Origin of the sequence: Thermosporothrix hazakensis, assembly GCF_003253565.1 — a bacterium.
Classification (GTDB): domain Bacteria; phylum Chloroflexota; class Ktedonobacteria; order Ktedonobacterales; family Ktedonobacteraceae; genus Thermosporothrix; species Thermosporothrix hazakensis.
In genome coordinates this window covers 1,039,308-1,066,257 of the sequence record NZ_QKUF01000001.1, presented here as the reverse complement: position 1 = coordinate 1,066,257, position 26,950 = coordinate 1,039,308, and the positions used below count along the sequence as shown (strand labels likewise).

Here is a 26,950-nt window from a genome sequence, read left to right as displayed (position 1 = left end):
TATTGAGAAGTTGTAAATACTGTGATTCTTTTCGCATATGCGGCTTTCTGAATGTTTCTTGACACACCTCTCAGAGCGTATGAAAATAGAAGTGCTGTATCTGTTGCGCTCTGTTTTGATGGCCTGTAAAACCGAAAGCATTGTTGCAATCGTTTATGTATTGTGTGGGGAGAAAGGAGGGCTTTATTCTGCGCGAGATGGACAACGTTCCTATCTGTCTGCCGCTTTGCGTGGCGATGTAATACAATGGCGTTTGAGCTGTCAGATGCTTATCAGCCCTCTTGTTTGGAAGATCATTTCTCTGTGCGCTTTTCTGGCGTACAGTATAAAAAGCAGCAATAGCAGAAGCAAGAAAACGAAACTATGCAGCAACCTTTTCATACTCCATTAGATGGAGATATTCAGACTGAACATCTGGTATCTGAGGGGCAGACTATTTCTTCCGCTGATCTGGAACAGGCAGCGAAAGCGGCCGAACGCGCCCGTTTACGTCAGGGTATTATGCATGTGCGAATCCACCATCTCTACTGTACGCTGGAAGAGCACTTTGACCCCTCATTGAAGGGCACCAGCTTTGTGATTGGTACCGGGAATGGACGTCCGAATGAGCCGGGGCGTGTGATTGACGCTTCGCCTGCTGCAATACGCCAGGGCATTACTCCGGGTATGCCACTACGGAGAGCGCATCGAATCGCGCCACGCACACGCTTTATGCCCGCAGCTCATGAACGCTACCAGCCGATCTTACAGAAGCTGCGGGAGCGCTATAGAGCCTATTCCCGGATTATCGAGTCACTACCTCTGGCTGATGCCTATATTGATCTGCGCGGGTGCGAACTTCCTTTTGACTCGCCTGTGGCGCTTGCGGAACGTCTCTGTGCTGAGATCGCCGAGATGGAACTGACCGCACAGATCGGTGTTGCCAGCGGTAAGGCAATTGCTGAACTGGCCGCGCTGATGAGCCGGCGTGATGGGAGACAGGGCGTCCTTTACATTCCTCCGGGGAGCGAGGCATCATTTGTGCAGACCTTGCCTCTGTCGTTGCTCTTACAGGTGCGTGCTGCTGGCAATAGTGCCGGGAGCACCGATGGAGATGAACGGGGGGGGACACTGTCTCGTCCGCCTGAGGCTGATGGTCGAGGTGAGCAGATAGACTCGTTTGCAGTTGCTGAAATGGTTGCCCATTTGCGCGATTTTGGTATTACCGAGTTCTCTCAGGTCGCAACCTTGACTGAAGAAGGGCTCCGCCGTCGCCTGGGACGCCTGGGAAGCTGGCTGTTTAAGGTCGCACAGGGAGAAGATTCCAGCCTGGTTGTGCCGGATGTTCCACCGCTGAGCCAGAATGCCAGGGTGCGCTTTCATCATGCCGCGGATGCTGACGAGACCTGTGCTGCGATTCGGAAACTGGCGGATTATCTCGGTCAACGTCTCCTTGAGCAACGTTTAAAGGGTCAATCAATCGCCCTGATTCTCTGGCCGCACCGGTTGCTACGACGTGAGACACGAAAGCTCATGCTGGATGAAAGTGGTGAAGAAATGGCGGTGAGCGAGGCGGATGAGTCGATTGGAGGGCAGATGATTCTTGCCCGCCATACTGATGACGCCGATGTGATTGCCCACCATAGTTTGATGCTCTTTGCTCACTATCACCGTCCAGCATATCGGTATGTGCAGGTGCAGATCAGAATTGGTGATATTATCGCTACAATCCCTTCATATTACCCGCCACCAGCTCGCTCTCGTGGTCGCTTGACCCGAAAATTGCAGTCATCAGGACGATAACGAAGCACCTCATGAAAAGGAGCAGCATCTTCTGCTCCTCTTTTTTTTCTGATGTTGAGAAGGTCAAGGGACTAAGAAATGTCTCTCTGGTTCTGAAGTACAAAATCGCTATATTTCTTTGCATTATTTTAATGCCTGTGTATGATGATAGCGCATACGCCTTGCTTGGTCAGACGAGCTATGACGAGGAGCCGGGTTTGTCGGCATAATTCTGCGCTTCTATTTCCTTCATGCTATCGTATTCCCGCCGATGTAACATACGAGCGGCGAATGCGTTATAGCTATAGAGTGGGAGTTGCGGGGCAGAAGAGATACATGGCTTTTCTGGTCTTTGAAGCAATGCGCTCTTACTTGAATACATCATAGAAAAAGTATGTCTAAAAAACGAAAAAAGCGAAATAAACGTCACTCAGATTCCTCGCAATATGCACGTAAGCAGATGCGTGGATCTGAGGTGCAGAGAGAACAGAAATCGCGAACTCCGTGTGTGCAACGTCCTGAGGAAGCGCAACCTGAGGGAACAGAAGAGGCTGTTTCCGAGGGGAAGGCAAGAGCTGCTGTCAAAGAAAGACCGGCGGTGCTGATGGACAGAGACACACAGTGCGAAAAGGAACAGGTCGAAGTGCCTCCTTCAATACCAGAAGCTCCTTTTTCCACGGAAGAGGCTACCCCTTCCTCCCAGGTTGAGAACGGTGAGGCAGAACCGCTTCCGGAGCCCTTGCATGTCTCAGAAGAGGAGCAGCCGAAAGAGGAAGCCATACCCTATGAGGCCACGCAACTCCTGAAAGAGGCAGAGGAGCAGCCGAAAGAGGGAGAAGCTATACCTGAGGTCATGGAACAGGCAGAAGAGCAGCCGGAGCCTTTGTATGTCTCGGAAGAGAAGGAAGAACAGCCGAAAGAGGAAGAGCCGGAATCCTCAGGAGAAGAGGAGAAGAAAGAGGTTGCGCTTCCCGAGACTGTGCAAACCCGGGAAGGGAAAGTGCAAGATGCTGCTGCTGTTCCGGCTGTTGCAGTTGTGGACGAGCAAGCGGAGATGCCTGAAACAAAGCCAGAGGAAGCAGAACTTGTTCCTGGGCCCAAAGCTCCTATTGTACAGCGCAAGCTGCCGTTAAGCCGCCGGCTCTCTATTGGGGTGCGTCTGGCGCTGGTATTCTGCCTGCTGGCTCCGCTCTGCGCTGGCGTGATCTATGGTGTAAATGCCTGGGTGACATATACCTCACTGCGCACACATGCTGAGAATGGGGTGCAGCACCTTCTGAATATGAAGACGCTGCTTGCTGGTTCCGGGTCTACAGATGGGCAATCGATGATCCGCAAAAGCCCGAGCAGCATGCTTGATGCCAGTACATTGAAAGATGCAAAAGAGGAAGTATTGGCAGCGAAGGCGGAGTTTGAAGCGCTCAAGGGGTTGCTGAATGATTCAGCCGTGATTCACCATATTTCGCAGTGGTTGCCTCAGTTTGAGCCACAGATTACCTCGGCAAAGGCTGCAAGCCAGATCGGGATTGAGTTAACTGATATCGCTCAGATAGCGCTGGATGCGGGGATACAGCTTGCTCCTCGTTTTCGGGGGCCCTTGCTTGCCAATGAGCAAAAGCCGCTGGTTACCTCGACAGACTTGCAGCTCCTGCAACAGACGCTTCAACAGGTGATGCCGCGTCTGGACAAGATCGAGCAACAGGCCAGGCTGCTTTCACTGGATGCCTTGCCGCTGGATACTGCGCAGCGGAATCAGCTTCAACAGTATGTGCTGCTGTTGCCACAGGTGCGAGAGACGCTCGGATTGCTTGAGAATATGATGGGGGTTGCTGGCTGGCTTCTGGGTGTGGATACGCCGCGCACCTTTCTGGTGCAGACTATGGATCGGGGCGAATTGCGGGCGACCGGAGGCTTTACCGGCCAGTTTGGAGAATTGAAGATCAATGGCGGACGCGTGGCTCCATTCTCGTTAACCAATGTGGCCTTGATCGAGTATGCGCCTGGTAGCCCGAATAGCGAGCAGGATGCACCGAAAGAATACCGCTCATGGTGGCCGTTTGCTAACTGGGGGCTGCGGGATGCGAACCTGTCAGCCGATTTTCCTGCATCCGCAAAGATTATTATGCAGGCATATAAGGATGAACTGAAGAAGAATGTGGATGGCGTGATTATGTTTACGCCATTTCTGATCGAGCACATGTTACAGGTGATTGGGCCGCTTTCCATCCCGAAGTACAACGAAACTGTGACTGCTGAGAATCTTGAGGATCGCCTGCATTATTATCAGCTCGATAACGCGGGCATCCTGAAAATCAAAACAATCGAGCATATTGAGAACAATGAGGAGGCTCGCAAGGTCTTTACCAGTCTGGTTGCGCAGGCATTGATGGCGCGTATTCGCAACGCATCCTTTGATGAATTGCTGGTGCTCGGAGTGATGGGTCTACAGAATTTGAAGACAAAGGATTTGCAGATCTATTTCGCCAATGAGCAGGCTCAGCAGTTGCTTAGCCGTTATGGCTATGCCGCGGAGATTGATCGCTCGACGGACCATGATGCCTTTTACCTGGTCCAGACCAACGTAAGCGCAAGCAAAGCCTCGCAGTATGTGCGTACGCTGATGAAAGATACGGTCACCCTGGATGCACAGGGAGGGGCGACCCATATGTTACAGATCAGACTGGCCTATAACCAGTTGGGTTCAGTCTATGGCCTGGATACCTATCGTGACTATATTCGTCTCTATGTGCCGCCCGATGCAAAGTTCCTCTGGGGCAATGGCTTTGATACCGGAGAACCCTTATGCGGGGGAACGCTTGGTCATTGTCCGGCGCAGGGAATCTATCCGGGTCAGGAACTCATTTGCCCAACTGATCAGTACGAGGCGGGAGCCTCTGCGCCGATGATTGGAGATCCCTATTACAGGCAATGGCACCCGCTGAACAAGATCGGGCCACCGAATAATTTCAAGAGCGATATTGCCGGGCGGGCTATGTTTGGCGGCTATCTGGTAGTGCCGAAGAACTGCACCATGCTTGCTACTATAGCGTGGTATGTGCCGCCCCAGAAGGGCCAGCAGGCTGGAGTATACGATCTACTGGTGCAGCGTCAGGCGGGTACATTTCCGGAGCTGGATCTAACCCTGCAAAAAGCGGAGAGCGGATGTGCAACAATGCCACGCGATGGATTATACTATAATGGTGTGATGACTCAAGATATGCTTTTCAAGCTGGATGAAGGACAGCACGAGAATGCTGCGAGCTGCCCTGAGAAGCCAGCAGTCGCTGTATAGACAAAACAGGCGGAAAATCTTCCCTTTTTCGCCTAAAAAAGAAAGTGTTACACAAGTTTCTCACTATTGTACATTTCCAATCTTTAAACATACTAATGAATCTGTCAATAGTACGAAGAGGCAATTTTCCTATTGCCTCTATGGAACTTATATGCTATCTTATACTGTACAAATAGCTGTGCGTTTGATAATGTAGAGCAGACTGCGACCCGACATCAGCAAACAGGGGAAATGGTGGTAGAACAGAGGGGAGCCAGATTCTGTACCGTGTGGTATTCCGAACAGCGTATACTACGTTGTGCAAAAGAAGTCCCCGAGGCCGTTCAGGTGAAGGGGAAAGCGGGTAGGTAGTTCACCCGATACATTGCTGTGGAAGCTGTCTATAGTCGAGCTATAGATCAGGAACTGCTTTGTTGTACTGTGTAGGAAATGGTCTCGGTCGCGGCTCTTATTGGTCTGTATGGGCCGATAAAGTGGCGGTGGGGCCTGGAGAGAGGGCATCTGCTCGTAGTGATTGCCGCCGGAGGTTGTGGCGGGTACAATGGTAAGGATGGGGCGCGCTGTCAACGCAGAAATGAGAGAAACAGCGTTATCACAATTCGTAGCAGAATGTACCGATCGTGCGTTATCGTAATTCACGGGAAGATTGTGGAAGAGAAGTATTCATGGAACAGCCAGCCATTTTAAATATCAACCGAACCGATGCAAAATACCAGTTTCGTCTTGATCTTCCCGATGGTCAGGTGCTTGCGGGACAGGAACTGAGCGTAGAGCTGAGCCCGGAGCAGAATGACCGTCTTCGTCGGATGCTGCAAGCAATGGCACAAGCGACCCGCTCTGTCGGGACACTGGATGGAAAGAGACAAACGGCCAGGACGGCTGCCGTCAGTGATACGCACATGGCGCTTGGTCGCTTCCTCTTTGATACGCTTATACCTCCTGTTTTGCATGATGCATTGCGCTCACTAAACGGTGCTCTCCTGCTTACGACAAACACCCCTGATATTCCGTGGGAGATCATGTTTGACTCAACACAGAGCCCCCGACCGGGGAAATATCTGTGTCAGACGGTGAGCGTTGCTCGTCTTCCGCAAGCGGTGCGTGATCGCTCCTATCGGCCCGGGTTACAGGATCGAGTGAATCGAGCTCATAAATTTTCCAAACGTGACGCGCAAGCGCTTTCGATCCTCTTTCTGGTCAACCCAACGGGCGAATTTGTGAGTGCGGAAGAGGAAGTTGCCTCTCTGTGTACCAGTCTGCCCGAAGCCATTGCGCGACTGATCCTCTACCGGCAGCAGGCAAATCAACTAGAAATGCGCATGCGGCTGAACGCAGAAAATCCTCTGATTGTGCACTATGCCGGCCCTCTTCCTTCCTTCATGGGCCTCAAGCCTGTCTTGCCTCTGGCGGGCAACTCACGTCTAGATGCATCTGCGGTTGAGCAGCTTTTCCTGGCATTACCCAGGAGTCCGCTGGTATTTCTCAGCTTTTATGAAGATGAACGAATTCTGCGTTCAACTGGCAGTGCGGCAGCACAATTGGAGCGTGATGAGATTGTTGAGCAACTGGCCGCCACACTGCTCCAGGCTGGAGCGGGTGCGGTTGTCGTGCCTCGCTGGCCTGCGAATCCGTTGCGCATGCGCGAATGTATGGCGCTCTTCTACCAGGATATTGCAGATGGCGTCACGCTGGGAGACGCGTTGCGGCGGGCACGCTCCTATATGGCTCAGCACTATACAGATGATACCGCCTGGATGACGTTTGTCTTATATGGTGATCCAACGCAACGTCTGGTAACTGGATCGCTTGCAGGGAAAGAACGCCCTGTTGAGCCACAATTTGATGACCTGGATGATAGTCAACTTATGCCACCCTTTTTCGCATCTTCTCATACACCTGATAGACGTTTCTTAAAAGCAGTTCTTGAACTTGCTCTGACCGAGGCCCGGCGGATGCACAAGGACTATTTAGGAACCCCCCATCTCTTCATTGCGCTCACAAAGCTGGATGGAGGCTGTACGCAGGATGCTTTACGGACGCTTGGTTTCTCTCCCAAGCAGGTGCGTGATGTCATCCGGCTGGCGCTTGGCTCAGGGAAGGCGTCCATCGATACGCCCATTCTTCCCACACGTCGCTGTAAAGAGATACTCCAAACGGCAGAGCGCAATGCGGCTTCTGCCGGGAGCTCGCTGGTTGATGAACGGGCCATTGCGCAGGCTGTTCTGAGTGAAGGGGATGGCGTGACCCATGAGCTGTTAACCAAGCTTGGTATTAATCCCTCGCAATTGATGGAACTGATCTCTCAGAGTAACGCCCATGCGCTGCTTGAGTTGGTCCCGTCCGCGAGCGCGGGAGGCCCCGAGATTGGCGCTGATGATCTGCCGGGCGTGCTTGCCCCCGAGGGAGCACCCAAAGGCGGAAACTCGGTGCTTGAGCGTCTGGGACGCGATCTGACCCGCCAGGCAAGCCAGGAGCAACTGACACCGCTGATCGGGCGCGAGAAAGAGATGCGTCTGCTCATGCAAACTCTGATGCTCAAGGATCGAAACAACCCCATCCTGATTGGCGACTCTGGTGTTGGTAAGACCACCATCGTATATGGTCTGGCACAGCGCATCATTGAGGGCAAGGTACCGCCCGAACTGAAAGGAAAACGCCTGATAGAGCTGTCCGCTAGCTCGCTTGTTGCTGGAACAAAATACCGTGGCGAATTTGAGGAACGCCTGCTGAAGGTGTTGGAAGAGGCGGAGGGAAGTGGCAATATTATCCTCTTTATTGATGAAATGCATCTCCTGATCGGGACCGGGCGGGCCGCCGATGGAAGTATTGACGCGGCAGGGATTCTTAAGCCGGCTCTTGCCGGGGGACGGCTACGCTGTATTGGCGCCACTACGCCACAAGAGTATCGTCTGATCGAGAAAGACGCGGCAATGGAGCGCCGTTTGCGCCCGATTCTGGTTGAAGAGCCATCACCGGATGAGGCGCTCGCTATCCTGAAGGGCATGCGCTCGCTCTATGAAGAGCATCATCATGCGACGATTACTGATGATGCGTTGCAGGCAGCAGTGAATCTTTCGGTCCAGTATCTCCCAAATCTCAGGCTTCCCGATAAGGCCTGTAGTGTGCTGGACGAGGCCTGTTCACAGGCGCGTATTTCCTGGATGGAACATGCGGAGGAAGCGGAACAGGAGGAAGAGCAGGAGAACGTGGATAATCGCCCGACGCCGGTGATTACGCCTCCGCTGATTGCCGAAGTGATCTCCCACCGAACAGGCATTCCGGTGCGCGCTCCCGGCCGTGAGGAGCGAGATCGCTTGCTCGGTCTGGAAACTCGGCTCAAAGCCCGGGTGATCGGTCAGGAAGAGGCGGTGAAGCGTGTCTCTCAGGCGATTCAGGTGGCACGTGCAGGATTGAAGCCGCGCAATCGACCTGTAGGGGTTTTCCTGTTTGTGGGCCCGACCGGTGTTGGTAAGACGGAGCTTGCGCGTGCACTGGCGGCGGAGCTGTTTGGCTCCGATGATTACCTGATTCGGGTGGATATGTCCGAGTATATGGAGAAACATGCTGTGTCTCGCATGATCGGCGCTCCTCCGGGCTATGTAGGCTACGATCAAGAGGGACAGCTAACCGGCAAACTGCGGCGGCGCCCTCATTGTGTGGTGCTGCTGGACGAGCTGGAAAAGGCACACCCGGAGGTGTTTGACCTGTTCTTGCAGGTGTTTGATGCCGGACGCCTGACCGATGCACAGGGGCATACCGTTGATGCTCAGCATGCCATTTGGATTATGACCTCAAATCTGGGAACAGAGATGCTTGGGCGCTCGGTACCCGGCGGCTTCCGCGCCTATACACGCGAGAACGAGAAGCAGATGCAGCGTGAGCAGATCATGGAACGAGTTCGTCAGGCATTCCGCCCCGAGTTCCTGAATCGAATTGATGATATCGTGCAGTTCTACCCGCTGGATCGCGATCAGGCTCATACGATCACCCGGCTACAGTTGCATGAGCTGGCCGGGCGCTTGCTGGAACAGGGAATGACGCTGAATGTAGAAGATAGCGCTGTCGATCTGCTTTGTAAGGAGGGCTTCAGTACGACGCAGGGCGCACGTCCGTTGCGTCGTGTGATTGAGCGTATGCTGACAGTTCCTCTCAGCTTGCGTATTCTTCTGGCCGATGTCCCGCAGCATTGTGAGGTCCGTGTCTCGGCCGTGAATGGTAAGCTGAATATTGACCTGCGCGATACCTCAACCATCATGTCTTCTCCTGAGCATACGCCAAGCGTTCCGGATGAAATCCCGCTGGATGCCGAGTTGACCTCATAAGTACAGGCGAAAGAAGAGTCGATAGCCCTTCATTCATCCATGAAAAGGGCTATCGACTGTGCTTCTGCGATCAGTCAAGGCCGTTGTCAACCTTTGTCACAGCTCCCCTGGTTCCGTCATAGATAACCTCAACATCGACAGGCTGCTTGCCTGGGATAGACTGGGCATTGGCAAAGTCTTCAATGCGGGTGCGTGAAGGATCGATTGGCAGATCATAGGTGTTGTTGCCTACCTTGAAGTGCAATATATTGTCCTTTCCAACCGGGCTGGTGGTGATACCCTCAAAATGAACCTTCTTGATTCCTGGCTCCCGTCTATCCTCGTCGTCGGGGAGCTCAAGCTTATTTGCGACAAAGTTTCCTTGATTATCGGCAATCGTTTTGACTTTGATGAGTTGCCCGACAGTCGGCTGATCGGGGGGAACTTTATCGCGCCTGGTCTGTTCTGTGACGCGCATGGCCAGTTCTTTCCCGTTAGGCATTGTGACGCTCAGGCTGTCCTTGCTGGCCTGTTTCACGGTGCCGGTGAACTCGATGGTCTGTGCCGTTGTTGGCTGCTGAGGTTGCTGATTCTGCCCGGTTGTTGGGCTTTGTTGTGGCAGCGCTGGTTGCTGCGTTGATGCCGGGTTCTGTTGCGTTGTGTTGTTATTGGTACAGGCAGTAAAAAAGAGTATACATGCTATACTTATTACGAGAAGAGAAAAGCGAATTTTTGTGAGCAATGACATTTTTTTTTGATCCCTCCTCTTCATAGAACAAGGTGCCTCTATCTATTGTACTCTTAAATAAGTATAATATATAATTTATATGCTATTCAAATACATGCACTTCAATATATGTTCTTAATATTATAAGCCTTCTGCATGCTCTAGTAGATCAGACGGATAGCGAACTCATGCTGCGGGGCACTTCTCTCCTCTCGTGGACTATGCACATTTTGGGTGTTTTCAGCCCTCCTTGCTCTTCGGAGCGAAGCTTACAATGGAGTTGCTCAGTTTGTTACTAATTTAAAATTAGGGACTTGACAAAAGAAAGTGAAAGAGGTATCCTACTGAGGAGAAGAAAGTCACTTATCTAAAGTAACCAACGAGGGAAACTAAGAGGAGATTACCATGTCTATCGAAACTGGACTGTTTCTGCTGCGCGTCTGCTTTGGACTTATCATTGCAGCACATGGAGCACAAAAATTATTGGGCTGGTTTAGTGGTAGTGGTTTGAAGGGCACTGCGCAATTGTTGCAGAAGCTCGGGTTTAAGCCTGCCGGGTTCTGGGCCTTGTTAGGAGCAGGGGGCGAGTTTGGCGGCGGCCTGTTGCTGGTATTGGGTCTATTGACACCGCTGGCGGCTGCCGGTGTGTTTGCTGCTATGCTAATGGCTGTATTGAAGTTCCACTGGTCGGCTGGCTTCTGGGGGACGAAGGGCGGCTATGAGTATCCTTTGATTCTCGGTATTATCAGTATTATTCTTGGTCTGGTTGGTCCTGGAGCATATGCACTGGATGGAGCACTTGGGCTCGCCACGGTTCTTCCTGAGCTAACTGTGTTTCTGGTTGCTGCGGTGCTTGCCATTATCGTCGATGTGATCGGCCTTGTGACCAGCAAGCAGCCGGCTGAGGCTGCCACCCAGCAAGCATAACCCCTCTTTCCGCTAGAGAAAGGCCCGGTGTGAGCGCAGCGGGCCTTTTTTGTTGCGGCAAAAAAGAAATGTCGCCGACGTTACAGTCAACGACATTCCCGAATGTGCGACGGACTATTCTGCCAGCCCTGGCATGAATACACCGCAGATAGTGAATATGTGTGCGGGCAAACAGTCTCCGCTTTTCTACTGAGAGGAACCACACATTGTTTTCACGCAAAGGACCGGTGAAATGTTACAGGTGGCTAAAAGCTTGCTTCTATCGCAAGAGAAGGTGAAAGAGGTACGCTCGAAACGCCTCTTTCACCTCTTGAGGGGAATAGATGCTATTCTGATACTAAAGAAGAGAGGTGGGCGATTCTCGCTCTCACCCTGCTGCGATCACGGAAGAGAACCTTGTAAGCGGCTCAACGATTGTACCCTGTGGAGCACTGCTCAACACCAGATTTATCGGAACCCACGCTTTCAGGGATCTCCTGAGGATATGCAACCGGGCTTATTGGCACCCGTGCGACAATCGACCACCCTTGCCTACAACTATACCGCGAGCAGCTTCCCTGGCCCTTTGCTTCGCTCTGTTCCTCTCTTCAGCGGGTAAAAGTGGCCGTACAAGCCTCTGAAGCCACTGGAGGGGGGCAGATCTCTGCCCTGTCTTCTGACGAGGTGTATTTCTTCTCTTCATTTCTCTGAAGTCTTACATAAGACCGTGGAAGTGGTGCGCGCTCTGCTTTCTGGCCCTACGCCAGAAATATCGCTTCCCGATTGCAGGTGTCACACATTTACTCAATTTATGGTATGATAGGGGTGCATTCCTTTCAATCACACGGGTTTGTCGCCCTTATCTCTATAGATTTCTCTGAATAAAGGAGGATATATCTCTTATGAAAGCAGTTAGAACGCACGTCGGGCGCTGTGATACCTGTGGAGAGCCCGCTGCTTACGCGCAATTGCTCCCCGGTGGTCGCCGTTTCCTCTTCTGTGAAGAACATGCCCCCTTGCTGGTCAAAAAGCAGGCAAAGGCGGCTGAAGATAAGGATAGTGCGAAAAAGTAGCCTCTCCGCCTAAGCCATGGGCAATAGGATAGAGATTGTTGTACCCTTGCCTGGTATACCTTCACTTTCAATCCGAATCTTTCCACCCATGGCTTCAATCAGGCGGCGCGAGATATAGAGACCCAGACCAGAACCCCGGACAGGACTGTTCACATCACTTTCCACGCGGAAGAAGCGCTGAAAAACCCGCTCATGATCCTCCGGTTTGATTCCTTTCCCTCGATCACTGATGGTAATCATCACCTGCTGTCTCCCCTCCTCCTCACGCACGCGTGCGACAATCGAGAGCGGGGTCTGTGGCGGTGAATACTTCAGCGCATTGGTACAGATATTCATCAGTACCTGACGAAGTCGCATCGGATCAGCCCGCACCATGAGATGGGTGGGCACATGAAGATGAAGGTTTCGTTGCTCTTTGGTTAATTGTGGCTCGATCATCAGCACCACACTCTCGATCGCTTCCTGCACCGAAACGTTTTTGAACAGTGCCGGGCCGATGGTCATTTCTTTATCAAGACGACTGGCATCCATCACGTTGCAAAGCAGCATTGCCAGTTCGTCACATCCACGTCGTGCTTTTTCCAGAAACTCCCGACGGTCATTTGCAGGCAGGATCTCATCATATTGAGCCAGGAGCTCGATATAGCCCTGTACTGCGGTCAATGGTGTGCGGAGCTCATGGGAGGCCGTAACCATAAATTGATCTTTCATTTGATCGAGCTCTTGCAGGCGACTATGTGCTGTTTGCAGACGCTGGTAGAGCTGTGCATTCGTGTATGCGACGCCCGCCTGCTCACCGAAATCCTGTGCCTGTGATAGCTCGGGCAGATCCAGAGGCCGTGTGGTAGTGCTGCTCCGGTAACTTGAGCGTGCAAACACAAGCAGGCCAAAAGGTTCACCCCCTTCAATTAAGGGTGTGAGAATAGCGGTGGTGACGCCCTGCTGTATCAGCGTATCTCGGAAACCCTGTCGTGACTGAGTCGCGATACGATAGGTGCTGTGTTCGTCTCCTTGCGCTTGTTGTTGTCGCTTTTTGCCGATAAAATTGACATTATCCTGCTTTTCCTCTTCCAGCACGATGAGCGTTGGCTGCAACGCTTCAAGTGCCTGAGCATCTGGTTCATACAGGCTGATCGGGGGCCAATGGATGGGCTGGTCACTGCCAGAGTAGGCGGCCTGTGGCTGTAGCCCCTGGCCTTTTTGCAACAGATAGAAGATTGTGAAATCCGCTCGCAGGGCACGCGCTCCCTCTTCACAGATAAGCTGGCTGAGTTCTTCAGGTTCAATAACGGCGGCATTGAGACGGGTTGCTATATTTGCCATTGCCTGGGCGAATGCCTCACGTTCTTGCGTTTCCTGGTAGAGCTGTGCATGGCGAAGCAGTGTGGCGACCTGCTCGCTGTAGGCTACCAGGAGGGAGCGGTCCTGTTCATTGATCTCTGTCGATGATTGGCGCGCGACACCCAGACACCCGATCCGTTGCCCATGATAGCTTAAGGGAAAGAAGGTCATTGTCGCGATCCGTTGCGCCAGAAACCACGAGGCCACCGGCTCCGGGATATCGGGAGTGTGGCTGTTCCAATGTAAGAGGGTTTCATGCTCACTACGATAGGTGCGCTGTAGAATGTTCTCGCCCTGGAAAAACCAGCTCTGAAGTGGCTGTTTATGTGCTGCTGCAAGAATGTGCAGGTGGGGTGGCATATGGTACGGTCCACGATGCTCTTCTACGAGAAGCAAGAGTGCCGCATCAAAGCCCAGATCCGTAATCAAGGTGCGGGTCGCTTGCTCTCGGAGCGGTTTGAGCTCAATATGCTGTGTCAGCCGGGCCACGATCTGGTGCAGGTGGGCCATTTTATCCTGATGGGCGCTCTTTTCGCGCAGCAGTCCTTCGTTTTCGCGGCTGGCAACGAAGAAACGCGCCCCGATCAAGATGCCAATACTCAGAATCAGCAGCGGTAGAACCATCGCTTCATACTGAGGATTTATTCGGATATGGCGATATGCTGTTAGCACGAAGAGCAGCAACATGGGAATGTAGACCAGTAAATTCTGGGTGATGCTGCCGTTTCCCTGAACAGGCTCTTTCTGGCTGGAGGCCTCTTCTGGTTCCAGGAGCACCTCTCGATAGCTATAAAGGGAGGAGAGGCCGGTCAATAGACATCCTGCTATCCAGAGTGAATTTTGCAAACGATCCATTGCCCCTGTATAGAGCGAAATTATATCGCTGATGATAAAGATACCCAGACCGCCAATCAGTAACAGTGATGAGGGCTTATACAGTGAATGGACGTCGCGATAGAGCAGGTAGGCTATCCCGAACAGGGGAGCCAGAGTAGGACAGAGATACAGTAACGTCAATGAAGGCGATGGAGCGACGACCTCACCGAGGAAGGGAAGCGTCCGTTCTGGTATATGCATGAGCACCCAGGCGATCCCAAAAAGAGAAAGCGTGGTGATGATCGCGTCAAGGAGCATCTGGAAAGAGAAACGAGTGCGAAACGATAGAAGAAAAATTCCCAATAACAGAAGTAACGGACTGAGCAGTGCAAAAGAGACATCCTGTAACAGGGGCAACATCTGGTGCCACCACATATGCAGCAATAACCAGAGGGCATACAGCAATATGGAAGCCCCGATAGTGAACCAGGCATATTGATCACGCCTGTGGAGCCGTATCGGGCCTTTTCGGGCCAGAATAGCCGTTTGAAAGCACCAGAAGCTCGCCAGTAGTGCAGCGATCATCTGTGCAATACTGATAAAAAGAGTGGTTTCCGCTCGATCATTGATACGCCAGGGCAGGCTAATGACGAGAAGGACCACTGCCAGGCATGTAGCCAAAAATATGTATTTTGTGAACCTCTGTTGTTTGAGGCTATATGGTGCTTTTGTTGTGTGTTCGGACATTGCTAGCGTTTCTGCACGTTGCAATCACAGTCCTTGAGAGCGTGGGTCTTGTATGCAAGTATACTAACATGCAAACAAAGAGTCAACGGCATTTCCGGCTGAGTTTTGTGGGAGGTTGCTCCTGTTCACGGAGAGAACCACCCTCCGTGAACAGCGTGTCACTGATCGATTTTGGGCTTGACGAGGTCCAGATACCAGTATGGTTGACGTTTGCGTAGCATGGGCTTGCTGCGGACTGAGTTGCCTGGAATGCTGTCCTGTATGGAATAGTCCAGCTCTCCGGTCAGTGAGCCTGCCATATCTCCCGGCGCGTATCCGAGGGTATGGGTAGTGCGGCGTCCGGTGCGCTGCTCGCGCGTATCGATCGTCATCAGCATCAAGCCCGGCTCATCCTCATCGGCGATCACTTCATTGGCTCCAGTGGGCGAGAAGATGCCACTCAGGCCATTCGCCCGGGCATCGGCGTGCTGTCCGCTCCAGTTGGTCACTGCCAGATAGACATTATGCTCGGCGGCCCGAATGCGCCAGAGATAATGCTGTGGTGGCTCTTCCTCTTCAAAGCCCAGAATGCTGGGAATGGTAAAAGTGGGAGCTGTAAAGGGCAGAGGCACAGGGTCTGGGAAGTCGAGCAGCGTGGGCGCACAGACCAGATCGGCTCCCTTGCTCGCAAGCACACGGATCGTTTCAGGGAAGAGCGCATCATATCCCGTTGTAAGTCCAATACGCCCTGATGGCGTATCAAAGGTAGGCAGTCCGGCATTTCCAGGTGTTGCCCAGAGGCGATCTCGTTCGGTGAGATGGAGCTTGCGATAGGTGCCATAGACGCCCTCAGGGTCAATCAGCACAACGGAATTATAGTAGTGTCCATCGGCATATTCAGCGACGCCGAGGACCATGCTGAGTTGCAGTTCTTCAGCGAGTGTGGCAAAGGCTGCGGTCTCGGGACCAGGGATTTGAATTGCGCCTCGCTGGATATAGTTGCGGTACTCCTCATCACTCAGGTTGCCCTGTTGTTCGCGTGGTAGCGGGCCGGGTAGGAGCAGTTCGGGAAGCACTAACACGTCCGGGCAAGCCGGGCCACTGTCTTTAATAACAGCACGAATCAGGTTCCCGAGTGCTTCAATTGTTGCCAGGTTATTGCTTGTAGTACTGCGCGTAAAGGTGCCCAGACCGAGCTGTAGAAAGCCAACACAGGAGAGCTGCCCCGGTGGAAGGCTGCCCAGTTCATACAGCCCATGATAACGGAGTGGTTCCCAGAGATAGGTATTATCAACAAGCTGAATATACTCGGCTGGTCGCCTATCTTTCAAACGATCTCCCCGGCTAACCGCGCCCTGTCCCCAGACCTTCTGGCGACTTGCTTGCAGGTCAATCTCTCCGTAGACAATGCCGTCTCCTTTGCTGAGAAAATCTTGCAGGGTGCCATCTGGGTTAATAATGCAGCTTCCGCCGCTAAACTGGACGCCTCGTTCGTTCCCGTAGCGGTTGGCGACAACCACGTACAGGCCATTTTCCAGCGCTCGCGCCATCCACCAGCCCATTACCTGCTGATCACCTACCTGACTGGAAGGCAGGAGCAACACATCTGCGCCGTGCAGGGCGGAGAGGCGTGCCGACTCACAGTAGAAGGCATCCTGTGACATCAGGCCGCTCAAACGACCGAGCTCTGTATCCCAGACCGGTACTCCTTTATCCCCATCCCGTGCCCAACGTGGTTCTGACATATATGAATGTATTTTGCGGTACGTCCCTGTTATCCCTTTTGGCCCGATCAGTACCATACTGTTGTAATATACCTGTGTAAGGGGGTCAACTTCAGGTAGTGCGAGCGCGATAGAGCAGTGATATCGTGCAGCTAACTCCTGGAATTGCTGGCTTGTTGGTCCGGGAATCGATTCGACAAATGGTTGAATTTCCTCGCGTGATGTCCAACAGTAGCCGGTTGTGCCCATCTCCGGCAGGACAATCAGACTGGCCCTGTTCTTTGCCGCTTCTTCTGCCAGATGGAGCAAGTCGCGGACATTCTTTTCTTTCTCCCCGAGCGTTGGTTCATACTGAATTGCAGCAACACGATAGCGAAAGGGGGAGGGTATGGGATTACTCATGTAGTCTCCTGGCTAGGTAACTGTGCGAAAGGTCCCTCGCTTTTTGAGGCCAAAGGGCTTGGTTTTATGACTGGCTAGTAGGCAGTCTATCTCATCATCGTTGTATTATAGCACTTTGCACGCTTCACTGTATAATTTTCTTGTCGCTTGCTTAGTACTTTCGCCCCAGCGTTTGAAAGTGCTTGCAAGGTCATAATTCTATGATATTCTCTCACAAAAAACTATTTACAGGTTGCGCTTCTCTATGGTATGCTATAGGTATGTTCTACCGGTAGGCAAATGAGATAATGTGACCGTGGACACAAGACATGTCTTCTTACTCAAGGACATTCAGAGAGGATACACCGGCGGCTGAAAGTGTACCTGTAACCCGAGAAGAAGATACCCCTTGTCAGGTCTGTACCGAGACAGTAAGGTACACGGTAAAACCCCGTTAACGGTTTTGACCACGAGTGCTTTCTGCGCTTGAGATGGTCTCACTTGAGTTCTGAAGAGATTGGAAGAGCTCAAGGAGATACGTTATTGCGGAAAGAATCTGGGTGGAACCACGGAAAGTATTGAGCCCTTTTCGTCCCAGTGGGGATGAAAGGGTTTTTTTGTTGTTCTGTCCGCTACAGTGAAGATGCCAGGAGAGAATAGATGTCTTCCGCTGAATTAGATCTGGAAAAACAATCGGTGCATTATTCGCCTATTCAGCGTATGCGCCATTCGGCTGCACACGTGATGGCGGAGGCCGTTCAAGAGATATTCCCCGATGCCAGGTTCGCGATTGGTCCAGCCATTGAAGATGGTTTCTACTACGATATCGATCTTCCACGTCCGTTGACGCCTGAGGATTTGCCGGAAATCGAGAAACGTATGAAGCGCATTGTGAAGGCGAAACATCCGTTTGTGCATGAGATGTGGCCGCGTGAAAAGGCGCTCGAATACTTCCGTCAGAAGGGCCAGGTATATAAGGTTGAGATTATTGAGGGACTCCCTGATGCAGAGGTCGGCATGTATCGACAGGGGAACTTCCTTGACCTTTGCCGTGGTCCGCATGTTGAGAATACGGGACAAATCGGTCCCTTTAAGCTGATGCGGGTTGCTGGTGCCTACTGGCGTGGCGATGAGAACAAGCCAATGTTGCAGCGCATCTATGGTACGGCCTGGTTCTCACAGGAAGAGCTTGACCAGTACCTCTGGCGGCTGGAAGAGGCCCAGAAGCGCGATCACCGCAAGCTCGGGCGCGAGTTGAAGCTGTTTGTGATGCATGATGATCTCCCGGCGGGTGTGCCAATGTTCCTCCCGAATGGTGAGATGCTGCGTCACCTGATGGAAGGCTATGTGCGTGAGCTTCAGGAGCGCCACGGCTATCAGCACGTCTGGACGTCGCATCTGGGCAAAGTGCGCCTGTATAAGACGTCGCGCCACTGGTATACGTATCGCGAAAACATGTTCCCGGTTATGAAGGGCGAACAGGAGCAGCTTGAGGATGATGCCTACATTCTGAAGCCAATGAACTGCCCGCACCATATCACGCTCTATAAATCGCAGCGCCATAGCTATCGTGAGCTGCCGATTCGCTACGCCGAGTTCGCCACGCTCTACCGATACGAGAAGGCTGGAACACTCTCCGGTCTGGCCCGGGTGCGCAGCCTGACGCAGGATGATGCCCACGTCTTTATGCGCCCCGATCAGGTTCAAGAAGAGTTTAACCGGGCGATCGATCTAACGCTAGAGGCCTTCAAGACGTATGGTCTGAATGATTATTGGGTGCGTCTCTCGCTGCGTGATCCCGAGAAGAAAGAAGAGTATATCGGGAGTGACGAGATCTGGCAGGCCGCAGAGGATGCTTTGCGTGATGCTGCGCTGGGGAAAGGCCTGAAGTATGAAATTGGTATCGGTGAAGCCGCGTTCTATGGCCCGAAGATTGACTTTATGGTCCGTGACGCGCTTGGTCGCGAGTGGCAGTGCTCAACGGTGCAGCTTGATTTCAACCAGCCCGAGAACTTTGAGCTGGAGTATATCGGCGAAGACGGCCAGCCGCACCGTCCGGTGATGATCCACCGTGCGGTAACGGGATCGACAGAGCGCTTTATGGCAATGCTGATCGAGCACTATGCTGGCGCATTCCCGGTCTGGCTTGCCCCGGTGCAGGCGATGGTGATTCCGATTGCTGACCGTCACGCTGACTACGCCTATAAGGTGCAGGAGCTGTTGAAAGCCATCGGGCTTCGGGTTGATGTGGATGTTCGCGGCGAGCGCATGAACGCGAAGGTTCGCGATGCGCAGTTGCAGAAGATCCCCTACATGCTTGTTGTTGGCGATAAAGAGGCCGAAGCCGAGGCCGTCGCGGTTCGTTTGCGCACGAACAAGAATCTCGGTGCTGTGCCTCTGTCGCAGTTTATCGACAAGGTATCCGAACTGGTACGTACGAAGAGCCTCGCGCTCTGGGACGAAGAGGCATAAGGTCTGATATTCCGGCATCCTCCTGAAGGAGTCAGGAGGATGCCGGTTCTTTTTATGCCAGATATCGATAGGCCGGGAGTGTCAGAAACTCAACGAAGGTAGCAGAGGTAACCAGCTCATCGAGGATGCGAGCGGCATCCTCGAAACGCCCGGCGCGTAGTGCTTTCAGCCGAGCAAGCTCTTCATCCAGAAAGCTGTGGAATAGCTCAACCGTTACCTTGCGCCCATCGCCGAGAATTCCCCGTGGGTGATGGAGCCACTGCCAGAGCTGAGCGCGAGAGATCTCAACCGTTGCGGCATCTTCCATCAGATTGTTGATCGGCACGCAGCCAGTACCGCGCAGCCACGACTCAAGATATTGCAGGCTGACACTGATATTGTTGCGCACTCCGCCCTCGGTGATCGTTCCCTCTGGCACCTTGAGCAGATCGGCGGCGGTTACCTGTACATCCTCGCGTTTCCGCTCAATTTGATTGGGCCCCTTCAGGACAGCGTCAAACTCGGCCCGCGCTATAGAAACCAGTCCGGGATGTGCTACCCATGTGCCGTCGTGCCCGTCAGTTGCCTCACGGCGCTTGTCTTCGCGGACGCGTGCTAGCGCCTCTTCATTGGCCTGAGGATCATGCTTGATCGGAATCTGGGCTGCCATTCCACCAATAGCAGGAGCGTTGCGCCGATGACAGGTCTTGATAGTCAACAGGGTATAGGAGCGCATAAAGTGTGTGGTCATGGTTACCTGCGCCCGATCGGGATACAGGAAGTCCGGGTGATTGCGAAACTTCTTGATGGCACTAAAGATGTAATCCCATCGTCCACAGTTGAGCCCGGCTGAATGCTCGCGAAGCTCGTAGAGAATCTCATCCATCTCGAAGGTGGCAAGGATGGTTTCAATCAGGACGGTGGCCTTGATGGTGCCCTGCGGAATGCCCAGTTCTTGTTGTGCCTTGCTAAAGATATCGTTCCAGAGCCGCGCTTCGAGGTGGCTTTCCAGTTTGGGCAGATAAAAGTATGGGCCTGTGCCACGTTCGAGCAGGGCGTGCGCGTTGTGGAAGAAGTAGAGCGCGAAATCAAAGATCCCGCCAGAGATGGGTTTCCCATCGAGCAGGACATGCTTTTCGTCCAGGTGCCAGCCCCGAGGACGAACCAGCAGCACAGCCGTTTGCTCGTTGAGCTGATAGTGTTTGCCCTCTGGACTGGTATAGCTGATGGTGCGTCGCACCGCGTCTCGAACGTTGATCTGTCCCTCAATGGTGCCGGCCCAGGTGGGTGAGTGAGCATCCTCAAAATCGGCCATAAAGACTTTGGCTCCGGAGTTGAGCGCGTTAATGATCATCTTGCGATCGACTGGCCCGGTGATTTCAACGCGGCGATCCTGGAGGTCTGCGGGCAGGGGCGCAATGGTCCAGTTGCCCTGGCGAATGTGCGCGGTTTCGGGAAGAAAGTCGGGCAGTGTTCCGGCATCTATTTCGGCTTGTCGAGCGGCGCGGCGCTGTAAAAGATCTGCCCTCCTTCCTTCAAAGGTGCGACAGAGCAGAGCCACAAATTCCATCGCAGCCGGTGTCAGGATCTCGGCAAATGCGGGCGAAATTGGCGCGGTGATCTCGATACCTGCGGGAAAACGTACAGTTTCCTGACTGGTCATACTTTCGTCCTTCTTTATCACTTGTGCGGGAACAAACTACAGAAAGACGCAGGAGTGTGCTATTCACGTCTACTGATACACACTCCTACATCTTATCATAGAAGCGTACTGTCTGTCTTACTGGAACTGGGTCGTTTCAGTTGAACCTGTGAGGGCCACTGTAGAGGTTTCTCCGCCCGCAATCACCTGCGCCACCTCGTCGAAATAACCCGTCCCGACTTCGCGCTGATGCCTGGTCGCTGTATATCCCTGCGCCTCAAGCTCGAACTCTGCCTGTTGCAGCCGGGAGTAGGCGGCCATGCCCTCCTGTTTGTAGCTCTGGGCCAGCGTGAACATGCTGTAATTCAGAGCGTGGAAGCCTGCCAGCGTGATAAACTGGAACACGTAGCCCATTTCACTGAGACGCTGCTGAAAGGTGGCAATAGTTTGCTCGTCGAGGTGCTTTCGCCAGTTGAAAGAAGGTGAACAGTTATAGGCAAGCAGTTTGCCGGGATAGTGTGCATGAATGGCATCGGCAAAACTGCGGGCCTCATCCAGATCAGGCGTTGAGGTTTCGCACCAGATCAAGTCGCAGTAGGGAGCATAAGCCAGACCGCGTGCAATTGCAGCCTCAAGGCCTCCCCGTGTTCTGAAGAAGCCTTCAGGAGTCCGCTCACCCGTTAAAAATGGTTGATCGTTTGGATCAATATCAGAGGTAATAAGCTGTGCGGCGTTGGCATCGGTGCGGGCAATCAAGATGGTGGAAACGCCCATAACATCAGCGGCAAGACGGGCAGAGATCAGGTTCTTGATCGCGGCTCTGGTCGGGATCAGGACCTTGCCGCCCAGGTGCCCGCATTTTTTCTCGGAGGCTAGCTGATCCTCAAAATGAACGCCTGCAGCCCCGGCTTCAATCATGGCTTTCATCAACTCAAAGACATTGAGGGGACCACCGAACCCGGCTTCGGCATCGGCGACAATGGGAGCAAACCAGTAGATATCATTTTTGCCCTCGGAATGGTGAATCTGGTCGGCTCGCTGGAGGGCCTGATTGATCCGTTTCACGACATGGGGAACGCTGTTACTGGGGTAGAGGCTTTGATCCGGATACATCTGCCCGGCAAGATTGGCATCGGCTGCTACCTGCCAGCCACTGAGATAGATTGCTTTAAGTCCAGCCTTTACCTGCTGGACAGCCTGATTACCGGTCAACGCGCCGAGTGCTGCAATATAAGGTTCAGTGTTCAGCAGGTGCCATAATCGTTCGGCACCCAGGCGGGCCAGGGTGTGCTCGATTGAAATGGAGCCGCGTAAGCGCAGAACATCTTCTGCACTGTAGGGACGTTTGATCCCTTTCCAGCGAGGATCATGTGTCCATTGTTCTTGAAGGGATTGTGCCAGGGAGTCAGTCGTCATGATGTATGCTCCTCATCTCTACATGCTTCAACTTTGAAGCGCTGCACAACAAACAGTAGAAACCAGCGTCTACGCGTGAGGATGACGCAAGGGAGACCCCTTTGTCTCCCTTGTATCCTGGCGGAGACTCCTTTGTCCCCAGAGATTGTTTTCTACCAAAAGAGTACCACGAAGAAGCTCAAGCAGTCTATATTTTTACTTCGCAAATTCTGAGGTTATCCATAACCAAATGCTTATGTATCTGAAAAGAAAAGGCCGGTTCAGCATGAGAAGTCGCTGGATACTCGTTTCTGCGCTCTTTTCCCAGAAGCAACTGTTTAAGTTACAGCACCACTATTGGCAGCATGGGGGGTAGGCGTATCCCTGTGAGGAGGCCTCGGACGAAATGAAGAGGCAAGTTCTCACAAGCAAGCGAATATTCAGAGAGGAAGAGGATATCTGACTCTATTGTCGCCTGTACTGCGGTCGATGCAAGGAAGGGCGCACCGAATGTGCTGGTAAGGAGGCGGCTGGCGGCCTTTGGTTGGGTTTCGGAGCCACTTACCAGCACCTGGCAGGGACAACGTGAAAAAGCGCAAGTGTGCATTTGTCAGCTCAAGGCGAGCGCGAGCTGTACCCACAGGTTGAGCGAGAGATCAAAGCACTGCATCTCTGTGATGAGCTGGAAAACATCGTTCATGCAATCGTGGTAGGAAGCAGGGGTTTATCCTCTTCATGGGATTGAGCTGGAAACGGGCTAGCCGAAGAAAAAGACGGGTTCCCCTCTTCATTCAGTGGGAACCCGTCTTGTCTTTTGGCTTATGCGCCGTGACAGCGCTTGTATTTTTTTCCGCTGCCACAGGGACAGGGATCATTGCGCCCGACTTTGGGCAGGCTACGTGCAGCTGGAGCAGGCGTTCGCTGCCCGTTCTGACGGTGGCTGTTTGAGCGTGTTTTTACGGGCTGCTTTGTCTCGTCGCTTTTGGCCTGACCACTGGCCTCAGCAATGGCCTCGGCGTTTGTCTGTACATTGCGCGGAATGCGGCGCGGCGGCTCCGGTCGATTGACCTGGATCGTGACCTCATTGCGCAGCAGCTTCAGCAGGTTATCGACGGTATGACGTTGAATGGCTCGTTTAAGCTCTTCAAACATCATATAGGCCTCGTTCTTAAACTCGACCAGAGGATCACGCTGACCGACACTGCGCAGGCCGATACCCGCACGCATCAGGTCCAGCGCGTCGATATGATCCATCCACAGGCGATCAACGATGCGCAGCAGGTTGGTACGCTCAAGCTCGCGGATGGGGTCAATCGTCAGGCCCTGTGCTTTTGCCTGCGTGCGAAGCTCCTGGGCACGTTGCTCGTAGTGGTTGACCACCAGCTCGATGAGCTCCTTTTTCAGCTTATCTTTTTGCAGCGCGTGGATATTGTCTGGAACGATCTCTTCGGGAAGCTCGACCCAGGTCTCCAGCGCCTTAAAGAGGCTGTCAAGCTCTTCTTCATCGCTGATGGCATGGCCTGGAATGTGGGCCTCAACGAGCTGTGCGACCTCGTTTTCGATCATGTGCACGATACGATCATGCATATCGCCATGTTCGAGAATCGTGCGGCGATCAGCATAGATGACGGCACGCTGCTGTGCGATCACGTCGTCATATTCCACCACATGTTTACGGAGGTCAAAGTTGTAGCCTTCAACCTGGCGCTGTGCGTTCTCGATAAAGCGGGTGAAGATCTTGCTTTCCAGCGGAATATCTTCCATCCCGGCTTTTTCCATCAGGCCAGAGACACGATCGGCGGCGAAGCGGCGCATCAGTTCATCATCCAGCGCCAGGAAGAAACGCGACTCGCCGGGGTCACCCTGACGTCCGGCACGACCACGAAGCTGGTTATCAATACGGCGCGATTCGTGGCGTTCGGTACCAATGATATAAAGGCCGCCAAGCTCGATAACCCGCTTGCGATCTTCCTCGCACTCCTTGATCTTCTGTTGAAAGAGCTCCTGCTTTTCCTCTTCGCTCATATTCGCGATATAATCGCGGATTGCCTCTTCCTTCTCCTCACGCTCTTCTTCAGAGCGGGTGGGCATGTCGCGAATAAAGCTGACCGATTCGGCGTGTTTGCGCAGGATCGTATCAAAGTATCCTTCTGGATTGCCGCCAAGCAGGATATCGGTACCACGACCGGCCATGTTTGTGGCGATCGTAACCGCACCACTCCGACCGGCCTGAGCGACAATATGTGCCTCACGTTCGTGGTGTTTGGCGTTCAAGACGTTATGCTCAATCCCTTCGCGTTCCAGCATGGCGGAGAGCATTTCGGAGATCTCGACCGAGGTTGTACCGACCAGGACAGGCTGACCTGCCTCGTGACGTTCTTTAATCTCGTTGACGATCGCGCGGTACTTGGCTTCCTGATTACGGAAGATCAGGTCTGGCATATCGCGGCGGATCATTGGCTTGTTCGTCGGGATGACGATGACGTCCAGCGAGTAGATCTTGTGGAATTCTTCGGCCTCGGTGAGAGCGGTACCGGTCATACCAGCCAGCTTGTTATACAGGCGGAAGTAGTTCTGAAAGGTGATGGTCGCGAGCGTGTGGTTTTCACGCTGTACCTTCACGCCTTCCTTTGCCTCGATTGCCTGATGCAGGCCCTCGCTATAGCGGCGTCCCGGCATCTGGCGGCCTGTGAACTCGTCGACGATCACGACTTCGCCATCTTTGACAATATAGTCACGGTCACGCTTATAGAGAATCTCGGCTTTCAGCGCGTTCTCCATATAGCGCGTCATATCCAGGTTCTCTTCAGCATAGATGTTGTCGATACCGGCCATCTTCTCAATTTTGTCAATGCCTGCTTCTGTCAGCATGACGGCGCGGTGTTTCTCATCAACCGTGTAGTCGAGCTCTTCTTTCAGGCGTGGGGCCCAGCGTGCGAACTGTGCATACATCTCGGTTGGCTCTTCGCCGGGGCCAGAGATGATCAACGGCGTACGTGCTTCGTCGATCAGGATATTATCGACCTCGTCAACAATTGCGAAGTTGAGTTCACGCTGTACGGTCTGCTCGAGCGAGGTTGCCATATTATCACGCAGATAATCGAACCCAAACTCGTTGTTGGTGCCATAGGTAATATCCGCCTGATAGGCTGCTTTACGCTCTGGTGTGTACGGCTCAATCGCATTTACCAGAATGCCGACTGTCAGGCCGAGGAAGCGATAAATGTTGCCCATCCATTCGGCGTCACGCCGTGCAAGGTAGTCGTTGACCGTCACGACATGGACTCCTTTTCCGGTCAGCGCGTTCAGATAGACCGGAGCGGTTGCGACCAGCGTCTTACCTTCACCGGTTCGCATCTCGGCGATCTTGCCCTGATGGAGCACGTAGCCACCGATGAGCTGCACATCATAGTGGCGCATATTAATCACGCGGCGGCCAGTCTCACGGACAACCGCGAAGGCTTCGGGAAGCAGGTCGTCCAGCGTCTCACCTGTACGATAGCGCTTCACCATGTTCGGGAGCAGTGCGTCCATCTCTTCGGCCTTCAGCGCAATCAGTTCTTCCTGCATGTGATTGAGGATGGTGAGGAAGAACAGCTCCATGTAGCGGTCAGCATTCTCATCAGTGATTTGACCGGAGGAACGCGTTTTCTCGTATGCCGACCAGGCTGTCTCGAAAGCTTCATTGCGCTCATCCTCATCAATATCTTTGAGCAGTGGTTCCACTTCGGTCAGCAGGGCGAAGGTGGTCTTTTTGGGGTCTGACGCCTCATCGGGCCATTCCTGACGCTCTTCGGCAAGATCCATTGCAGCATTGACGCGAAGCTCATTGAGGATAGGAGAGAGTTTTGTATAAGCCTCCTCAAAGCCTTCCGAAAGGAGATCCTGAAGGTGATCTTTTAATTCAGTTTCTGCATCTTTTTTGCGGTCGATTTTCTGCCGGTACTCGGTAATTGCCGCACGGAGTTGGTCATCTGTACATTTCCTGGCAAGCGGCTCTACTTTATCGAGTGCCTCACGGAAGAGCTGTACGAGCTCGTCTTCCAGCACCAGGCCGCCTTTGAGATGGAGAGAAAGCCGTGAGCGGAACTCAGCGGTTTTTCCGGCCAGTTCCTCATCAGAGAGTTTTTTTAGTTCCGGTTCTAAGGCATTGATCTTATCAATGATAGGCTGAATACTCTTTATTTCTCGTTTATTGGGGTCTCCCAGTAGTTTGCTTAGAAGTTGCATAGTGTCTGTTTTCTCCTACTGACCGGCATCGGTGCTGTTGGTAATAGTGTTGGAAATGAAAACTCCGGGTGATGCAATGGATTTCGTGCCTATTATACCACGGATGCTCAGTTTAGCACATACGTTTTTCTTTGTTCTGCTTTGGCTTTATGACCGCTATGATGGGTGCATTCTTGAACGGGGA

12 protein-coding genes and 1 pseudogene are annotated in these 26,950 nt (G+C 53.0%); 6 read left to right on the top strand and 7 right to left on the bottom strand.

Going from position 1 to position 26,950, the window contains the following annotated elements; translation table 11 throughout:
* The first annotated feature begins 363 nt into the window (after positions 1 to 363).
* From EI42_RS04520 to EI42_RS04505, 3 genes are all read left to right on the top strand, one after another.
* Positions 364 to 1,782: a DNA polymerase Y family protein gene (locus EI42_RS04520; RefSeq protein WP_111319228.1), complete on the top strand. Its 1,419-nt coding sequence runs from the start codon at positions 364 to 366 to the stop codon at positions 1,780 to 1,782.
* Positions 1,783 to 2,269: 487 nt separating this feature from the next.
* Entirely contained in the window at positions 2,270 to 5,053 is a 2,784-nt protein-coding gene (locus EI42_RS04510) for a DUF4012 domain-containing protein (protein WP_211326012.1), read from the top strand.
* A gap of 665 nt (positions 5,054 to 5,718) precedes the next feature.
* Positions 5,719 to 9,375, top strand: a complete 3,657-nt coding sequence (locus EI42_RS04505; RefSeq protein WP_111319222.1) for an AAA family ATPase — start codon at positions 5,719 to 5,721, stop codon at positions 9,373 to 9,375.
* A gap of 70 nt (positions 9,376 to 9,445) precedes the next feature.
* On the opposite strand, the gene EI42_RS04500 is transcribed toward EI42_RS04505, so the two are convergent.
* Positions 9,446 to 10,102 (bottom strand): hypothetical protein, encoded by a 657-nt coding sequence (locus tag EI42_RS04500; protein WP_111319220.1) that lies wholly within the window; start codon positions 10,100 to 10,102, stop codon positions 9,446 to 9,448.
* A gap of 384 nt (positions 10,103 to 10,486) precedes the next feature.
* Between EI42_RS04500 and EI42_RS04495 the strand changes: the two genes are divergently transcribed.
* Together EI42_RS04495 and EI42_RS32290 are read left to right on the top strand one after the other, a co-directional pair.
* Positions 10,487 to 11,008: a DoxX family protein gene (locus EI42_RS04495; protein ID WP_111319218.1), complete on the top strand. Its 522-nt coding sequence runs from the start codon at positions 10,487 to 10,489 to the stop codon at positions 11,006 to 11,008.
* 881 nt (positions 11,009 to 11,889) lie between these two features.
* Complete coding sequence (locus tag EI42_RS32290) at positions 11,890 to 12,060, top strand: DUF7455 domain-containing protein (RefSeq protein WP_170142346.1); 171 nt, start codon at positions 11,890 to 11,892, stop codon at positions 12,058 to 12,060.
* 9 nt (positions 12,061 to 12,069) lie between these two features.
* Here EI42_RS32290 and EI42_RS34800 read toward each other — a convergent pair whose 3' ends face one another.
* The 3 genes and pseudogenes from EI42_RS34800 to EI42_RS04480 all read right to left on the bottom strand — a co-directional run bounded on the left by EI42_RS34800 (position 12,070) and on the right by EI42_RS04480 (position 17,069).
* Positions 12,070 to 12,564, bottom strand: coding sequence for a sensor histidine kinase (locus tag EI42_RS34800; protein ID WP_371859998.1), 495 nt, complete (start codon positions 12,562 to 12,564; stop codon positions 12,070 to 12,072).
* A 63-nt stretch (positions 12,565 to 12,627) separates the two neighbouring features.
* Positions 12,628 to 13,911: pseudogene (locus EI42_RS34795) on the bottom strand (GAF domain-containing protein); the annotation flags it as partial.
* 1,211 nt (positions 13,912 to 15,122) lie between these two features.
* Complete coding sequence (locus EI42_RS04480; RefSeq protein WP_111319212.1) at positions 15,123 to 17,069, bottom strand: nitrilase-related carbon-nitrogen hydrolase; 1,947 nt, start codon at positions 17,067 to 17,069, stop codon at positions 15,123 to 15,125.
* Between the two features lie 639 nt (positions 17,070 to 17,708).
* Between EI42_RS04480 and thrS the strand changes: the two genes are divergently transcribed.
* Positions 17,709 to 19,520, top strand: a complete 1,812-nt coding sequence (gene thrS, locus EI42_RS04475; RefSeq protein ID WP_111319210.1) for a threonine--tRNA ligase — start codon at positions 17,709 to 17,711, stop codon at positions 19,518 to 19,520.
* A gap of 52 nt (positions 19,521 to 19,572) precedes the next feature.
* Here thrS and aceB read toward each other — a convergent pair whose 3' ends face one another.
* From aceB to secA, 3 genes are all read right to left on the bottom strand, one after another.
* Positions 19,573 to 21,162 carry a malate synthase A gene (gene aceB, locus EI42_RS04470; protein ID WP_111319208.1) on the bottom strand — a complete coding sequence of 530 codons (1,590 nt, stop codon included), beginning with the start codon at positions 21,160 to 21,162 and terminating at the stop codon, positions 19,573 to 19,575.
* Between the two features lie 117 nt (positions 21,163 to 21,279).
* Entirely contained in the window at positions 21,280 to 22,557 is a 1,278-nt protein-coding gene (gene aceA, locus EI42_RS04465) for an isocitrate lyase (RefSeq protein WP_111319206.1), read from the bottom strand.
* A 798-nt stretch (positions 22,558 to 23,355) separates the two neighbouring features.
* Positions 23,356 to 26,766, bottom strand: a complete 3,411-nt coding sequence (secA, locus tag EI42_RS04460) for a preprotein translocase subunit SecA (RefSeq protein WP_111319204.1) — start codon at positions 26,764 to 26,766, stop codon at positions 23,356 to 23,358.
* Positions 26,767 to 26,950 lie beyond the last annotated feature (184 nt).

What these genes read in the sequence shown, in the direction of transcription:
- EI42_RS04520 (WP_111319228.1), top strand. Translation starts at nt 364, where the DNA reads ATGCAGCAACCTTTTCATACTCCATTAGATGGAGATATTCAGACTGAA.
- EI42_RS04505 (WP_111319222.1), top strand. Translation starts at nt 5,719, where the DNA reads ATGGAACAGCCAGCCATTTTAAATATCAACCGAACCGATGCAAAATAC.
- EI42_RS04500 (WP_111319220.1), bottom strand. Translation starts at nt 10,102, where the DNA reads ATGTCATTGCTCACAAAAATTCGCTTTTCTCTTCTCGTAATAAGTATA.
- EI42_RS04495 (WP_111319218.1), top strand. Translation starts at nt 10,487, where the DNA reads ATGTCTATCGAAACTGGACTGTTTCTGCTGCGCGTCTGCTTTGGACTT.
- EI42_RS32290 (WP_170142346.1), top strand. Translation starts at nt 11,890, where the DNA reads ATGAAAGCAGTTAGAACGCACGTCGGGCGCTGTGATACCTGTGGAGAG.
- EI42_RS34800 (WP_371859998.1), bottom strand. Translation starts at nt 12,564, where the DNA reads ATGACCATCGGCCCGGCACTGTTCAAAAACGTTTCGGTGCAGGAAGCG.
- EI42_RS04480 (WP_111319212.1), bottom strand. Translation starts at nt 17,069, where the DNA reads ATGAGTAATCCCATACCCTCCCCCTTTCGCTATCGTGTTGCTGCAATT.
- thrS (WP_111319210.1), top strand. Translation starts at nt 17,709, where the DNA reads ATGTCTTCCGCTGAATTAGATCTGGAAAAACAATCGGTGCATTATTCG.
- aceB (WP_111319208.1), bottom strand. Translation starts at nt 21,162, where the DNA reads ATGACCAGTCAGGAAACTGTACGTTTTCCCGCAGGTATCGAGATCACC.
- aceA (WP_111319206.1), bottom strand. Translation starts at nt 22,557, where the DNA reads ATGACGACTGACTCCCTGGCACAATCCCTTCAAGAACAATGGACACAT.
- secA (WP_111319204.1), bottom strand. Translation starts at nt 26,766, where the DNA reads ATGCAACTTCTAAGCAAACTACTGGGAGACCCCAATAAACGAGAAATA.